This is a genomic window from Micromonospora sp. B9E7 (assembly GCF_039871815.1).
In the GTDB taxonomy this organism is placed as follows: domain Bacteria; phylum Actinomycetota; class Actinomycetes; order Mycobacteriales; family Micromonosporaceae; genus Micromonospora.
This window is the reverse complement of record NZ_JBDPLX010000006.1, coordinates 197,394-211,095: the sequence shown is the minus strand read 5'-3', so window position 1 is coordinate 211,095 and position 13,702 is coordinate 197,394. Positions and strand designations below refer to the sequence as shown.

Genomic DNA, 13,702 nt, shown 5'->3' with positions numbered 1-13,702 from the left:
ATCAGGGTCCTCCGGTCACTCCCGGCGTGACAGCCTCGAGGGGAGGGGTGTGGGTGGGCACCGGGCGGAGGGTGCGGTTGCGCAGCAGGACGGCCATGGTGGCGGCGACGACGACCGACCCGATGGCGTAGCCGAGCTCCACCCGCAGCGCGGTGGCGACCGGTGCGAGCGTGGCGAGGACGAGGGCGGCCACCCCGACGGCCCAGGCGAGGGCCTGTGCCCGGTGCCGGTCGAGCGCGAGCAGCGCCTGCCCGAGGACCATCGCCCACAGGTAGGCGAGGGTGGCGACGGCGAGCCAGGCGAAGTCGCCGTGGCCGAGGACGCCGGGAGCGTCGAAGAGGGTCTGCACCAGCCACGGACCGAGCAGCACGGCACCCACGGCGCCGGTGAGGCCGAGCGCGGTGACGATGCCGAGGGCCCGGCGCAGCAGGCTGTGGAAGCCGGCCAGGTCACCGGTGGTGGCTGTGGTGGCGAGACCCGGCAGCAGTGACGCCTGCAGCGACGCGAAGACGAACAGCGGAATCCGCACCAGCACCAGCGCGGAGAGCAGCGCGCCGGCGGTCGCCACGTCGGACGGGTCCAGGACCTTGACGTTGATCACGCCGATGTTGACCACGACCTGGGCGAGCAGGCTGGAGACGATGAGCAGGCCGAGGCCGCGCAGCAGGGGCGCCCAGGCCATGGGTGTGCCGCCACCGATGGCGCGCAACACCGGCGGCGCGGTGAGGATGACGCCGGCGATCGGCGCGACGACGAGCACCGCGCCGAACCAGACCGGGTTGGTCACACCGGTCAGGCCGAGCACGGCGACGAGCACGATCCGCAGGCCGCCGTCGATGCCGAGCTGGGTGCCGTACCAGGGGAACAGTTGCAGGCCGGACAGGACGCCACGGGTGGTGTGCGCGATGGCGAGCCCGGCCAACGAACCGATCAGGACGGTGACCATGGTGCCGTCGCCGTCGAAGAGACGGTCGGCGAGCGGCTCCCGGGCGGCGATGATCAGCGCGACCATGGCGGCGAGCAGGCCGGCGGCCAGGACCGCCCCCCGGGCCAGGACCGGCCCGGGGGGAAGGCCCTGGCTGTGCCGGGCGGCGACGAGTCGGGCGACTTCCTGTTCCACAGGCATGAACAGGCCGATGCCCAGGGTGAAGACGATCGACCAGAGCACCGAGAGGGACGAGTAGTCCGCCTCGGTGAGGCTGTGCCCGGCGACGGCCAGGTGGACGTAGGAGGCCAACCCCAGCAGGGCGAGACCGGCGCCGACGGCGACGGTGCCCGGTGGGACCAGACTCAAAAGCCTGCGGATCACCGGCGAATGAGTGCCAACGTGAGGACGGCGAAGGCCCGGCCGAGGTAGATCATGGCCTTGGCGGGGGACTGGCTGGGGGTGCCCGCCATCCGCTTGCGCATGGCCACCGGCACCTGGCGGATCTTGTAACCGCGTCGGGCGGTGTGCACCAACGTCTCCACCGTGTCGCCCAGGTACTCGACCGGGTACCAGGTGGCGAACATGTCGATCACCCGACGGTTGGCGGCCCGGAACCCCGAGGTCGTGTCGGTGAGCTTGGTGTGCGCGACGCGGGACAGCACGCCGGAGAGCATGATCATCGCCCAGCGGCGGGGGCCGCGGACGGTGTAGTCACCCTCGCCGGCGAACCGTGCGCCGATCACCAGGTCGGTCTCGTCGAGCAGGTCGACGAGCTTCGGCACGTACCGGGGGTCGTGCTGGCCGTCCGCGTCGACCTGGATCGCGACGTCGTAGTCGTGGTCGCGGGCGTAGCGGTAGCCGCACCGCATGGCACCACCGACACCGAGGTTGTACGGCAGTTTGGCGACCCGGGCGCCGGCGGCGGCGGCGACCGCGGCGGTGCGGTCGGTGGAGCCGTCGTCGACGACGAGCACGTCGACGCCGGGCAGCTCGCCGCGGACCTCGTGGACCACGTCGGCGATCGAGCCGGACTCGTTGAGCGCCGGGATGATGATGAGGACCCGCTTGCCGTTAACCATCGTGGGACACCAGTTCGTCTCGGGCCGCCCGGTCCGCGTCGATCTCGGCGCGGAGCAGGGCGAAGTCTTCTGCCAGGGTGCGGGTCTCCTCTTCCAGGTGGCTGACCTCCCAGCTGAGGTGCACGCAGACCAGCAGCAGGAAGACGATGCCGAGGAAGAGCACGAGGCTCACACCGGAGGCGACGCCGAGCAGTTCGGCGACGTTGTCCAACAGGCGGGGGAAGAGCGACAGCGGAATGACGATCACCAGGACGCCGAGCCAGAGCATGCCGTACTTCTCGCGGAGCTGCCGACGGCGCAGCAGCTCGACGATCGTGGCCAGCAATATCAGGCCGGTCAGGCCGGTGACGAGGGTGAGTTTCATGCGACCTTCCACGGAACGGGCGGAGCGGGGGAGTTGAAAGCGTCGATGAGGGTGGCATGCCAGTCCGGGAGCGACGGCAGGCCCGCGGCCGTCCAACGGCTGTGCGACAGCACACTGTACGCCGGTCGGGGAGCAGGACGAGGATACCGGTCGCTGGAGGTGCGTCGAATCCGCTCCGGGTCGAGACCGGTCAACGCGAACACGGCGCGGGCCAGCCCGTACCAGGTCGTCTGGCCGGCGCAGGTGCTGTGGTAGACGCCGGGAGCGGCCCGACCGCCCAGAGCTGCGTCGACGAAGGCGACGAGCTGCTCGGCGAGCCGGAAGGACCAGGTGGGCTGGCCGCGTTGGTCGTCGACCACGTCGATGCGCTCCCGCTGCTCGGCGAGCCGGAGCAGGGTGGTCACGAAGTTCGGCCCGTGCGCCCCGTACAGCCAGGCGCTGCGCACCACGTACCCGGTGGCGGGCAGTAGCCGGGTGACGGCCTGCTCGCCGACCAACTTGCTCCGGCCGTAGGCGTTGACCGGCGCGGTGGGCGCGTCCTCCGGATAGGGGGTACGCCTGTCCCCGGCGAGGACGTAGTCGGTGGAGACCTGGACCAACTGCGCGCCGCTGGCCGCGCACGCCGACGCGAGGTTCGCCACGCCGTCGCCGTTGACCGCGGTGGCTGCCGCCTCGTTGCCCTCGGCGTCGTCGACGTCGGTCCACGCCGCAGTGTTGATCACGATGTCGTGCTCGCGAACAGCGGCGCGGACGGCGGCGGGATCGGTGATGTCCAGGTCGGCACGGGTGGCTGCGGTCACCTTGAGGTCGGAGCGGGCGTGCAGCACGGTGACCAGGTCCCGGCCGAGCATTCCGCCGGCGCCGGTGACGAGCAGGCCGGTGACGACCAGTCGGGTCATGCGGTGGGTGCGGGCTTGAGAGGTTCCCACCAGGCGCGGTTGTCGCGGTACCACGCGACGGTGTCGGCGAGGCCCCGGTCGAGGGTGATGCTGGGGGAGTAGCCGAGCTCTTGGTTGATCTTGGTGATGTCGAGGGAGTAGCGGCGGTCGTGGCCCTTGCGGTCGGTGACCGGGACGACGCGGTCCCAGCCGGCGCCGCAGGCGTCCAGGAGCAGGCCGGTGAGTTCCTTGTTGGTCAACTCGGTGCCGCCGCCGATGTTGTAGACCTCGCCGGCGCGACCCTTCTGCTGGACCAGGGCGATGCCGCGGCAGTGGTCGTGCACGTGCAGCCAGTCGCGGATGTTGCCGCCGTCACCGTAGAGGGGGACGGTGCCGCCGTCGAGAAGGTTGCTGACGAACAGCGGGATGACCTTCTCGGGGAACTGGTAGGGGCCGTAGTTGTTGGAGCAGCGGGTGACGACGACGTCCATGCCGTGGGTGCGGTGGTAGGCCAGGGCAAGCAGGTCGGAGCCGGCCTTGGACGCCGAGTAGGGGGAGTTCGGCGCCAGGGGCCACGTCTCGGTCCAGGAGCCCTCGTCGATGGAGCCGTAGACCTCGTCGGTGGACACGTGCACGAAGCGGCCGGTGCGGTGGCGCAGCGCGGCGTCGAGCAGGGTCTGGGTGCCCAGCACGTTGGTGGTGACGAACGGCGCGGCGCCGGCGATGGAGCGGTCGACGTGCGATTCGGCCGCGAAGTGCACGATCACGTCGTGGTCGGCCACGACCTCGTCGACCACGACGGGGTCGCAGATGTCGCCCTGCACGAACCGCAGTCGTGGGTCGTCGCGTACGGGGTCGAGGTTGGCCAGGTTGCCCGAGTAGGTCAGCTTGTCGAGCACGGTCACGACCGCCGGCTCGAGTGGCGGCACCCCTTCGGCGCTGCCGAGGGGCTTGCCCAGCAGCAGGCGAACGTATTCCGACCCGATGAATCCGGCTCCGCCGGTGACGAGGATCCTCACGGGTCGGGAAGTCTACGCGAAATGTTCGGGGCACCGATCGAGGCATGACCCCCCGGCGCGTCCGGCGGCTGTCCGGCTAGGCTCTCCGGGTGCGTGGAATCCTACTTGCCGGCGGCACCGGTTCGCGGCTCTGGCCGATCACCCGGGCGGTCTCGAAGCAGCTGATGCCGATCTTCGACAAGCCGATGGTGTACTACCCGCTCTCCACCCTGATGATGTCCGGGGTCCGGGAGATCCTGGTGATCACCACTCCGGAGGATCAGGACCAGTTCCGCCGGCTGCTCGGCGACGGCAGCCAGTTGGGGCTGCGACTGGAGTACACCACCCAGGAGCGTCCGGAGGGCATCGCGCAGGCGTTCATCCTCGGTGCGGACTTCATCGGCGCCGACTCGGTGGCGCTGATCCTGGGCGACAACATCTTCCACGGCGTCGGTCTGGGCCGGCAGCTCGCCAAGAACGCCGACCCGGTCGGCGGGCGGGTCTTCGCCTACCAGGTGGCCAACCCGCAGGAGTACGGCGTGGTCGACTTCGACGACGCCGGGCGGGTGCGTTCGATCGAGGAGAAGCCGGCCCGGCCGAAGTCCCGCTACGCGGTGCCCGGCCTGTACTTCTACGACAACCGGGTAGTGGACATCGCCCGCAAGCTCACTCCGAGCGCCCGCGGCGAGCTGGAGATCACGGCGGTCAACGAGGCGTACCGGGAGACCGGCGAGCTGTCGGTGACCGTGCTGGATCGCGGCACCGCCTGGCTGGACACCGGCACGTTCACCTCGATGATGCAGGCGGCCGAGTTCGTCCGGGTCGTCGAGGAGCGGCAGGGACTGAAGATCGGCTGCGTCGAGGAGGTGGCCTGGCGGGCCGGCCTGATCGACGACGACCAGCTGCGCGCGCTCGCCACGCCGTTGACCAAGAGCGGCTACGGCGACTACCTGCTCGGCCTGCTGGCCGACCCGGACGCTCCGACCGGCCAGCACGGGGGCGCGTGGTGAAGATCCGGGAGCTGAGCATCGAGGGCGCCTGGGAGATCACCCCCCAGCAGCACGGCGACCCGCGCGGCATGTTCATGGAGTGGTACCGCTTCGACAAACTCGCCGAGGCGGTGGGGCACCCCCTGCGGTTGGCCCAGGCCAACCTGTCGGTCTCGGCGCGAGGCGTGGTGCGCGGCATCCACTTCGCCGACGTTCCGCCCGGGCAGGCCAAGTACGTGACGTGCGTCCGCGGCGCGGTCCTCGACGTGATCGTGGACCTGCGGGTCGGCTCGCCGACCTTCGGCCGCTGGGAGGGCGTCCGGCTGGACGACACCGACCGTCGGGCGGTCTACCTCAGCGAGGGGCTGGGACACGGTTTCTGCGCGCTGACCGACGACGCGACGCTGAGCTACCTCTGCTCGGCCACCTACAACCCGACCGGTGAGCACGCGGTGCACCCGCTGGACGAGGAGTTGGGCATCGAGTGGCCCGCCGACGTCCCGTTGCTGTCCGCGCGCGACGACGCGGCGCCGACCCTCGGCCAGGCCCGAGAGCAAGGTCTGCTGCCGGAGTACGACAACTGCCAGCGGTTCGTGGCGAGCCTCGGGCCGGACGGAATGTCGCACTCAACCGGTATGTGACCGCACCCGGAGCACGACCTGTGGTGTGACAGTGACGAACCGGGCCTCCGGGCGGCTAATGTCACACCATGGAGCGGCGAATCTTCGGCCTCGAGACCGAGTACGGCGTCACCTGCACCTATCGCGGGCAGCGGCGACTGTCCCCGGACGAGGTCGCGCGCTATCTTTTCCGGCGCGTGGTGTCCTGGGGTCGGTCGAGCAACGTCTTCCTGCGTAATGGGGCCCGGCTCTACCTGGACGTCGGGTCGCATCCGGAGTACGCCACGCCGGAGTGCGACTCGGTGACCGATCTGGTCGCCCACGACCGGGCCGGCGAGCGGATCCTGGAGGGCCTGCTCGTCGACGCGGAGAAGCGACTGCACGACGAGGGCATCGCGGGTGAGATCTACCTGTTCAAGAACAACACCGACTCGGCCGGCAACTCGTACGGCTGTCACGAGAACTACCTGGTCTCCCGACACGGCGAGTTCGGCCGGCTGGCCGACGTGCTCATCCCGTTCCTGGTCACCCGGCAGTTGATCTGCGGGGCCGGCAAGGTCCTGCAGACCCCGCGCGGCGCGGTCTACTGCCTGTCGCAGCGGGCCGAGCACATCTGGGAGGGCGTCTCCTCGGCGACCACCCGCAGCCGCCCGATCATCAACACCCGCGACGAGCCGCACGCCGACGCCGAGCGCTACCGGCGGCTGCACGTGATCGTCGGTGACTCCAACATGAACGAGGTCACCACGCTGCTCAAGGTCGGCACCGCCGACATCGTGCTGCGGATGATCGAGGCCGGGGTGGTGATGCGCGACCTGTCCCTGGAGAACCCGATCCGGGCGATCCGGGAGGTGTCGCACGACATCACCGGCCGGCGCAAGGTGCGGCTGGCCAACGGCAAGGAGGTCAGCGCCCTGGACATCCAGCAGGAATACCTGTCCAAGGCCACCGAGTTCGTCGAGCGACGCGGTGGCGACCAGGCCGCCAAGCGGGTCGTCGAGCTGTGGGGACGGGTGTTGAACGCGGTGGAGAGCGGTGACCTGGAACCGGTCTCCCGGGAGATCGACTGGGTCAGCAAGCTGCGGCTGATCGAGCGCTACCAGCGCAAGCACGACCTGCCGTTGTCGCACCCCCGGGTGGCGCAGATGGATCTGGCCTACCACGACGTGCGTCGCGGTCGCGGTCTCTACGGGCTGTTGGAGCGCCGCGGTGAGGTCGATCGGGTGGCCACCGACCCGGAGATCTTCGAGGCCAAGGAGACGCCGCCGCAGACCACGCGGGCGCGGCTGCGCGGCGAGTTCATCCGGCACGCCCAGGAGAAGCGGCGCGACTTCACCGTCGACTGGGTGCACCTGAAGCTCAACGACCAGGCGCAACGCACCGTGCTCTGCAAGGACCCGTTCCGGGCGTACGACGAGCGGGTGGAGCGGCTGATCGCCAGCATGTGACCGGTGTGCCGGCCCCGGCGGCAGCGTGAGCCGACGGGGCCGGTCAGCCCGGCGCACTGTGCGGTTAAGCTGAGCGCGCCATGACGACTTCTGGACCTTCCGACCGCTCCGAGCGCGGCACCGAGCGGCAGAACTGGATCGAACGCCGGCGGGAGAAGATCCGCGCCGAGATCGACCGCAACCGACGCGGTGAATACACCGTGCCGACGTGGGTGCTGGCCCTGGCGCTGGCGCTCATCGTGGGCGGCTGGCTCGCCCTGATCTTCCTGGCCTGACCCCCACCCCTCCCGGTCCCCACCCATCCTCCGCTCGCGTCGATCATGAAGTTGTCGCCGCGACACGGCGAGGAGTAGGGCGACAACTTTGATCGACAGGTGGGTCAGGGGAGGTGGGTTGTGGCGTGGCGGCCGGCGGCGGCTGCGGCCAGGAAGTAGGCGTGGTCGGCGTCGAGGCCCCGGCCCATCGTGGACAGCGGCACGGCGCTGGCCCGCAACGCGGCGTCGAGACCTGCGGTGGGCACCCGGACGATCCGGTGTCGGGCCGTCAGGGGCGCCAGCGACGCGTCCACCTCGGCGGCAAGGCCCGGGTCCAGGTCGTCGGGCACCACCAGCTCCGCCGGGGCGAGCGCCACCCGGCCGTACGCGGTCAGGCTGTGGTGCGACACGCCCCGGTGTCGAGGGCGGGGGTCGGCGTCGGAGATGCGCAACGAGGCGATCGGCCGGCCGCCCAGCGTGGCGATCGCGTTGATCGCCTCGCCGACGGCGACGCCGGAGAAACCCCACCGGGTGCCGGTGCCCAGGTTGCCCGGTCCCTGCGCCACGATCGCCACGTCGGCGTGCAGCACGTACCGGGCGGCGAGCAGACCGCCGTGCAGGGTGGTGGCCTCCAGGTCGCCGCCGAACGCCTGCCCGACGGTGATCGTGCCGGCCAGTTCACCGCGCAGCCCGGCGAGGGTGCGGGAGAACCAGGCGGGCAGGGCCCCACCGTCGGTGAGCAGGTACGCCACCCGCGCCCGCGGGGCGTCGGCCCGGATGCCGGCCAGGATCGCCGGTAGCGCCGAGTGCAGGTCGGCGGTGACCACCGGTAGTCCGCCCAGGTCGTCCGCGTCGGCCAGCACGTCGCGGTGCGGTGACGCCTCCTCGTCCACGCCGAGCAGGATCGGCTGCAACGGCGTGTAGCGGGCCTTCACCAGGTGCCCGGCGTCGCGGGTGTCGCCGACCGACGCAGGGTCCGGCGGCAGCCGGTCCGGCAGGGCCACCACCAGGGCGTACCCGCCGGTGCCCAACCCCATCAGCAGCGCACCGGCGTTGAGCAGCACCCGGTCGCCGGGCTCCGGCGTGCCGACCAGCTCGGGATAGGCCAGCGCCCGCATGCGCGTGCCGTCGGGCAGGTCGACGTCCAGCTCCACCGCCCCGGTCCACTGCCGTCGCAGCGTCGCCACCGTCCCCGTACGCCATCGCACCATGACGGGCACGCTAGCCGCGCGGGCCCGACGGCCCGCGCCCGGGTGCGGCGGTGGCGTGGATCAGGTCAGGTCGGGGCCGGCGTCCGGGGCCGGCCCGGTCTGGGTGTGCCGGGCGGTGCCGGTGGCCCCCGGCAGCGAGCGGGTGGGATCGAGGAAGACGAAGCGGATCTCCGGGTACCGGCCGGTGAGGCGCCGCTCGGCCTCGTCGGCGGTGGTCTCGATCTCCGCGCCGGTGGCCTCGTCGCGGAAGTCGACCTTCGCGGCGACCAGGATGTCGTCCGGGCCGAGTTGCATGGTCAAGAGGGTGTCGATGCGCTCCACCTCGGGCAGCCCGGCCAGTTCCTGCTCGATCTCACGGCGCAGTCGTTCCGGGACCGCCCGACCGACCAGCAGCGACAGGTTGTTGGCGGCGAGGATCCCGGCGACCGTCAGCAGCAGCAGCCCGATCAGGATCGACGCGACGCCGTCCCACACCTCGTCGCCGGTGGCGTGCGAGAGGCCGACGCCGAGCCCGGCCAGCAGCAGACCGATCAGGGCCGCGCTGTCCTCCAGGAAGACCGCCTTGACGGTGGTGTCGGCGGTCAGTCGTAGGAACCGCCGGGGGGTGGTCTGCCAGCGTCGGGACTCACGGCGAACCTGGCGCACGGCCCGGGTGAGGGAGATCGACTCGATGACGAACGACACCCCGAGCACGATGTACGAGATCAGGTAGTCCCCGCTGTGCTTGTGCACCAGGATCGTGGTGACGCCGTGGGTGACGGCGAATCCGGCGCCGGCGACGAAGGTGAACATCGCCGCGAAGAACGCCCAGACGTAGCTCTCCTTGCCGTACCCGAAGGGGTGCCGCTGGTCCGCCGGCCGGGAGCCGCGGCGCAGCGCCTGGTAGAGCAGTACCTCGGTGGTGGTGTCGGCGAACGAGTGCGCGGCCTCGGAGAGCATCGCGGCCGACCCGGAGATCACCCCGGCGATCAGCTTGGCGACCGCGATGGCGAGGTTGGCGGCGCCCGCGACGATCACGGTGCCGACGCTCTCGCTCTCGGGCCTGGCCTCCGCTTGCGACATGAGCCTCACCCTATGACCGGAGACCACGACGCGCCGGGGGAGCACCGATCCGAACAAGTGTGCGGCACGCCCGCGCGGGTGCACGTCGTGGGCGCGTCGGCTGCTAGCGTCTACCGCGTGTCGCGGACCCGCACCGAACGCCTGGTCAACCTGGTGATCTGCCTCCTGTCCACGCGACGGTTCCTGACCGCCGCGCAGATCGCCGCGACCGTGCCCGGCTACGAGCACGATCCGGACGACGCGCGCGACCACGAGGCGTTCCAACGCAAGTTCGAACGGGACAAGGCCGAGCTGCGCGAACTCGGTGTGCCACTGGAAACCGGCACGGCGAGCGCCTTCGACGCCGAGCCCGGTTACCGGATCGCCCACCGCGAGTACGCGTTGCCCGACATCCTCCTGGAGCCGGACGAGGCCGCCGCCGTCGGCATCGCCGCACGGCTGTGGCAGCACGCCGGGCTGGCCGCCGCCGCGTCCTCCGGGCTGGCCAAGCTGCGCGCCGCCGGGGTGGACGTGGACCCGCAGGCCACCCTCGGCCTGGAGCCGATGGTCACGGTCGACCCGGCGTTCGCGCCGCTGACCGCCGCCGCCCGGGACCGCCGCGAGGTCGGCTTCGACTACCGGGTGCCTGACCGTGACGCGCCGAGCCGTCGGCGGCTGCAGCCGTGGGGCGTGGTCTGCTGGCGCGGCCGGTGGTACGTGGTCGGCCACGACCAGGACCGGGATGCGACCCGCTGCTTCCGGCTGTCCCGGGTCGTCGGCGCGGTCCGGGTGACCGGTGCACCCGGGGCGTACGAGCCGCCGGCCAACGTCGACCTGATCAGTCACGTGGCCCGCTGGTCGGGTCCGGTGGAACGCACCGGCCGGGCCACCGTCCTGGCCGCGCCGGGCCGGGCCGCCGGGCTGCGCCGCTGGGCGGTGGAGGTGACCACCGGGCCGGACGGCGACCGGCTGGTCCTGCCGTACGCGGATCCCGACGGGCTGGCCGGTCACCTCGTCGGCTACGGCCCGGACGTGCGGGTGCTCGACCCACCGGAGGTCCGCGAGGCGGTCATCCAACGACTCAAGGAGATCGCCGTCCGACACGACGAGCTGGCCGGCACCGGGGGTGCCCGGTGACCCGCCCCGCCGCCCGGGGCGGCTCCCGCGCCTCGGCGGACCGGTTGGCCCGACTGCTCAACCTGGTGCCCTACCTGCTGGCCCGACCCGGCATCGAGATCGCCGAGGCGGCCGGTGACCTGGGCGTCACCGAGCGGCAGCTCCGGGAGGACCTGGAGCTGCTCTGGGTGTGCGGGTTGCCCGGTTACGGTCCTGGTGACCTGATCGACATGGCGTTCGACGGTGACCGGGTGACCATCACCTACGACGCCGGCATCGACCGGCCGCTGCGGCTCACCCCCGACGAGGCCCTCGCCCTGGTGGTGGCGCTGCGGATGCTCGCCGAGACGCCCGGGGTCGCCAACCGGGAGGCCGTCGAACGGGCCCTCGCCAAGATCGAGGCCGCCGGTGACCTGGTGGGCGCCCCGGTGGCGGTCCGGTTGCCCGGGGACACCCCGCGGGTCGAGGCGCTGCGTGCCGCCGTCGAGGGCGGGAAGGCGCTGCGGATCACCTACTACACGGCCGCCCGGGACGAGACCACCGACCGTGTCATCGACCCACTGCGGATGCTCATGGTCGGCGGCCGGGCGTACGTGGAGGCGTGGTGTCGGCGCGCGGAGGCGGTCCGGCTGTTCCGGGCCGACCGGATCGACGCCATCACCGAGCTGGACGAGGCGGCCACGGTGCCGCCGCAGGCTGTCCCGCACGACCTCACCGAGGGCGTGTTCCGCCCGTCGCCCGACCTGCCGCTGATCACGCTGCGCATCGGCCGCAGCGAACGGTGGATCACCGAGTACTACCCGTGCGAGCGGGTGGAGGCCGGCGACGGCGACCAGTGGCTCGTCTCCCTGCGGGTCACCGACCTGAGGTGGGCTCGCCGGTTCGTGCTGGGTCTCGGCCCGGAGGTCACCGTGGTCGCCCCGGTCGAGCTGGCCGAGCAGGTCCGGGCGACGGCCGCCGCCGCGCTGGACGCGTACGCCGTGCCCGCGCCGACCGCCGCGCCCCGGCAGCCGGAGATCGACGCGGAGATCGCCCCGTCGGGTGACCCGGCGGTGGCCGGCCGCACCCAGTAGGCTGACCGCCGTGCTGATCTGGATCGTGCTCGCGGTGGTGCTGCTTCCCCTCGTGGTGCTCGCCTTGGCCGTGCGCCCGGTGCTGAGCCGGCTGCCGGGGCTGCGTCGCGCCGCCGTGGCGTTGCAGCGTCGGGCCGTCGAGGCCGAGGCGCTGCGGGAGACCGCCGAGGCGTTGCAGCAGCGGGCCGAGGGAGTGCAGCGTCAACTCGACACCACGTCCCGACGACTCGCGGTGATCAAGGCCAAGCGCGGCTGATCGAGTACGCACCCGGCGGTGGTTGACGGATCATCGCGGGTTGGTCAAGACTTCACCCTCCCGGCCAAACCACCACCACCCAGCGGGTGGCGGGCAGCCGATCCGCACGTACGATGGGCTGCGTACCACCCCTCGGACACAGACCGACTGGAGCTTCTCATGGGTGCCCTCAAGCCGTGGCACATCGCTGTTCTCGTGGTTGTGCTGATCCTGCTCTTCGGTGCGAAGCGGCTCCCCGACGCGGCCCGTTCGCTGGGTCGGTCGCTGCGGATCATCAAGGCTGAGACCAAGAGCCTGCAGGACGACGACCGCGACCTCGCCGAGAAGGCCGACGCGCAGGCCGGCTACCAGCCGCTGCCGCCGCACGCCGGGCAGCAGGCGCCGTACGCCGGCCAGCCGCAGCAGCCGCCGTACCAGCAGGCGCCGACGCAGCAGCCGGTCGTCGACCCGGTGCACCGCGTCCGCGACAACTGACCGAAGGGCCCCACTCCCGTGGCCTTCGCACTGCGCAAGCGCGGCTCGAGCACGTTCGAGCGGGCTGCCGACGGCTCGATGACGCTCATCGAGCACGTCCGCGAACTGCGCAACCGTCTCTTCCGCGCGTCGCTGGCAATCATGATCGGCTTCGGCTTCGGCATCTGGCTGGCCGAGCGGGTCCGGTTGCTGCTGTCGAAGCCGTACTGCGACCTGCCGGGGTCGGTCGACCCGGCCACCGGCAAGTGCCTGTTCGTTCAGCTCGGTCCGGCGGACCTGTTCCTGCTGAACCTGAAGATCGGCCTGTGGGTGGGCCTGATCATCGCGGCGCCGATCTGGCTCTACCAGCTCTGGGCGTTCATCGCGCCTGGTCTGCACCGGCACGAGCGGCGCTACGCCTACGCCTTCACGGCCCTGGCGGCGCCGCTCTTCGCCGCCGGTGCGGTGCTGGCGTTCTTCGTCACCGCCAAGGGCCTCGAGTTCCTGATGAACGTGTCCGGCGATGACATCTCGACCACGCTGGAAGTCACTCGCTACATCTCGTTCGTCACCAATCTGATCCTGCTGTTCGGGGTGGCGTTCGAGTTCCCGCTGATCGTGCTGATGCTCAACTTCGTCGGCATCGCCAGCGCGAAGCGGCTGCTCAGCTGGTGGCGGGTGGCGATCTTCGTGTTCTTCGCCTTCTCCGCGGTGGTCACCCCCACCCCGGACCCGTTCGGGATGACCGCGTTGGCGCTCTGTCTCTCCGCGCTCTACTTCGGTGCGGTCGGTGTCGCGTTCATCAACGACCGGCGGCGGGGTCGGGGCAAGGAGGTCTACGCCGGCATCGACGACGACGAGGTGTCGCCGTTGGAGTTCGACGCGGACCCGGTCGTGGCCGGGCAGCGGGTCGACGCGGCGGATCCGATCGGCGTACCCGAGCCGATCGCCAAGCCGGCGCCGATCGAGCGTCGCTATGACGACATGACCTGAC

Annotated in this window: 16 protein-coding genes; 9 read left to right on the top strand and 7 right to left on the bottom strand. The window is 71.4% G+C overall.

Going from position 1 to position 13,702, the window contains the following annotated elements; genetic code table 11:
* Position 1: 1 nt before the first annotated feature.
* Genes ABGB10_RS12285 through rfbB form a run of 5 tightly spaced genes read right to left on the bottom strand, consistent with a single transcriptional unit; the run spans position 2 to position 4,268 of the window.
* Positions 2-1,309, bottom strand: coding sequence for a polysaccharide biosynthesis protein (locus tag ABGB10_RS12285; RefSeq protein ID WP_347660992.1), 1,308 nt, complete (start codon positions 1,307-1,309; stop codon positions 2-4).
* Positions 1,306-2,007 carry a glycosyltransferase family 2 protein gene (locus tag ABGB10_RS12280; RefSeq protein WP_347660991.1) on the bottom strand — a complete coding sequence of 234 codons (702 nt, stop codon included), beginning with the start codon at positions 2,005-2,007 and terminating at the stop codon, positions 1,306-1,308. The genes ABGB10_RS12285 and ABGB10_RS12280 overlap by 4 nt, the downstream gene beginning before the upstream one ends.
* Entirely contained in the window at positions 2,000-2,371 is a 372-nt protein-coding gene (locus ABGB10_RS12275; RefSeq protein ID WP_088989662.1) for a DUF2304 domain-containing protein, read from the bottom strand. The genes ABGB10_RS12280 and ABGB10_RS12275 overlap by 8 nt, the downstream gene beginning before the upstream one ends.
* The gene (gene rfbD / locus ABGB10_RS12270) at positions 2,368-3,270 is read right to left on the bottom strand and encodes a dTDP-4-dehydrorhamnose reductase (protein WP_347660990.1); all 903 of its coding nucleotides are present in this window, start codon (positions 3,268-3,270) and stop codon (positions 2,368-2,370) included. The genes ABGB10_RS12275 and rfbD overlap by 4 nt, the downstream gene beginning before the upstream one ends.
* On the bottom strand, positions 3,267-4,268 hold the full coding sequence (rfbB, locus tag ABGB10_RS12265) for a dTDP-glucose 4,6-dehydratase (protein ID WP_347660989.1): 1,002 nt from the start codon (positions 4,266-4,268) through the stop codon (positions 3,267-3,269). The genes rfbD and rfbB overlap by 4 nt, the downstream gene beginning before the upstream one ends.
* Positions 4,269-4,357: 89 nt before the next feature.
* On the opposite strand from rfbB, the gene rfbA reads away from it, so the two are divergent.
* The 4 genes from rfbA to ABGB10_RS12245 all read left to right on the top strand — a co-directional run bounded on the left by rfbA (position 4,358) and on the right by ABGB10_RS12245 (position 7,579).
* Entirely contained in the window at positions 4,358-5,257 is a 900-nt protein-coding gene (gene rfbA / locus ABGB10_RS12260; RefSeq protein ID WP_347660988.1) for a glucose-1-phosphate thymidylyltransferase RfbA, read from the top strand.
* The gene (gene rfbC, locus ABGB10_RS12255) at positions 5,254-5,877 is read left to right on the top strand and encodes a dTDP-4-dehydrorhamnose 3,5-epimerase (RefSeq protein ID WP_347660987.1); all 624 of its coding nucleotides are present in this window, start codon (positions 5,254-5,256) and stop codon (positions 5,875-5,877) included. The genes rfbA and rfbC overlap by 4 nt, the downstream gene beginning before the upstream one ends.
* Positions 5,878-5,945: 68 nt before the next feature.
* Positions 5,946-7,304 carry a Pup--protein ligase gene (gene pafA / locus ABGB10_RS12250; protein ID WP_124816920.1) on the top strand — a complete coding sequence of 453 codons (1,359 nt, stop codon included), beginning with the start codon at positions 5,946-5,948 and terminating at the stop codon, positions 7,302-7,304.
* 80 nt (positions 7,305-7,384) lie between these two features.
* A complete protein-coding gene (locus ABGB10_RS12245; RefSeq protein ID WP_347660986.1) occupies positions 7,385-7,579 on the top strand; it encodes a hypothetical protein in 195 nt (64 codons plus the stop codon).
* A gap of 104 nt (positions 7,580-7,683) precedes the next feature.
* On the opposite strand, the gene ABGB10_RS12240 is transcribed toward ABGB10_RS12245, so the two are convergent.
* Both ABGB10_RS12240 and ABGB10_RS12235 read right to left on the bottom strand, forming a co-directional pair.
* Positions 7,684-8,769 carry a DUF3866 family protein gene (locus tag ABGB10_RS12240; RefSeq protein ID WP_347660985.1) on the bottom strand — a complete coding sequence of 362 codons (1,086 nt, stop codon included), beginning with the start codon at positions 8,767-8,769 and terminating at the stop codon, positions 7,684-7,686.
* Positions 8,770-8,829: 60 nt separating this feature from the next.
* Complete coding sequence (locus ABGB10_RS12235; protein WP_347660984.1) at positions 8,830-9,831, bottom strand: cation diffusion facilitator family transporter; 1,002 nt, start codon at positions 9,829-9,831, stop codon at positions 8,830-8,832.
* A 117-nt stretch (positions 9,832-9,948) separates the two neighbouring features.
* On the opposite strand from ABGB10_RS12235, the gene ABGB10_RS12230 reads away from it, so the two are divergent.
* The 5 genes from ABGB10_RS12230 (at position 9,949) to tatC (ending at position 13,701) form a co-directional block, all read left to right on the top strand.
* Positions 9,949-10,947, top strand: a complete 999-nt coding sequence (locus tag ABGB10_RS12230; protein WP_347660983.1) for a WYL domain-containing protein — start codon at positions 9,949-9,951, stop codon at positions 10,945-10,947.
* Positions 10,944-11,999 (top strand): YafY family protein, encoded by a 1,056-nt coding sequence (locus ABGB10_RS12225; protein WP_347660982.1) that lies wholly within the window; start codon positions 10,944-10,946, stop codon positions 11,997-11,999. The genes ABGB10_RS12230 and ABGB10_RS12225 overlap by 4 nt, the downstream gene beginning before the upstream one ends.
* Positions 12,000-12,009: 10 nt before the next feature.
* A complete protein-coding gene (locus ABGB10_RS12220; protein WP_347660981.1) occupies positions 12,010-12,255 on the top strand; it encodes a hypothetical protein in 246 nt (81 codons plus the stop codon).
* A gap of 159 nt (positions 12,256-12,414) precedes the next feature.
* The gene (tatA, locus tag ABGB10_RS12215; RefSeq protein ID WP_347660980.1) at positions 12,415-12,729 is read left to right on the top strand and encodes a Sec-independent protein translocase subunit TatA; all 315 of its coding nucleotides are present in this window, start codon (positions 12,415-12,417) and stop codon (positions 12,727-12,729) included.
* Between the two features lie 18 nt (positions 12,730-12,747).
* Positions 12,748-13,701 (top strand): twin-arginine translocase subunit TatC, encoded by a 954-nt coding sequence (gene tatC / locus ABGB10_RS12210; RefSeq protein WP_347660979.1) that lies wholly within the window; start codon positions 12,748-12,750, stop codon positions 13,699-13,701.
* Position 13,702: the final 1 nt, after the last annotated feature.

Excerpts from the sequence above, each read along its gene's own strand:
- pafA (WP_124816920.1), top strand. The coding sequence starts at position 5,946 with ATGGAGCGGCGAATCTTCGGCCTCGAGACCGAGTACGGCGTCACCTGC.
- ABGB10_RS12275 (WP_088989662.1), bottom strand. The coding sequence starts at position 2,371 with ATGAAACTCACCCTCGTCACCGGCCTGACCGGCCTGATATTGCTGGCC.
- tatA (WP_347660980.1), top strand. The coding sequence starts at position 12,415 with ATGGGTGCCCTCAAGCCGTGGCACATCGCTGTTCTCGTGGTTGTGCTG.
- rfbD (WP_347660990.1), bottom strand. The coding sequence starts at position 3,270 with ATGACCCGACTGGTCGTCACCGGCCTGCTCGTCACCGGCGCCGGCGGA.
- ABGB10_RS12240 (WP_347660985.1), bottom strand. The coding sequence starts at position 8,769 with ATGGTGCGATGGCGTACGGGGACGGTGGCGACGCTGCGACGGCAGTGG.
- ABGB10_RS12245 (WP_347660986.1), top strand. The coding sequence starts at position 7,385 with ATGACGACTTCTGGACCTTCCGACCGCTCCGAGCGCGGCACCGAGCGG.
- ABGB10_RS12280 (WP_347660991.1), bottom strand. The coding sequence starts at position 2,007 with ATGGTTAACGGCAAGCGGGTCCTCATCATCATCCCGGCGCTCAACGAG.
- ABGB10_RS12235 (WP_347660984.1), bottom strand. The coding sequence starts at position 9,831 with ATGTCGCAAGCGGAGGCCAGGCCCGAGAGCGAGAGCGTCGGCACCGTG.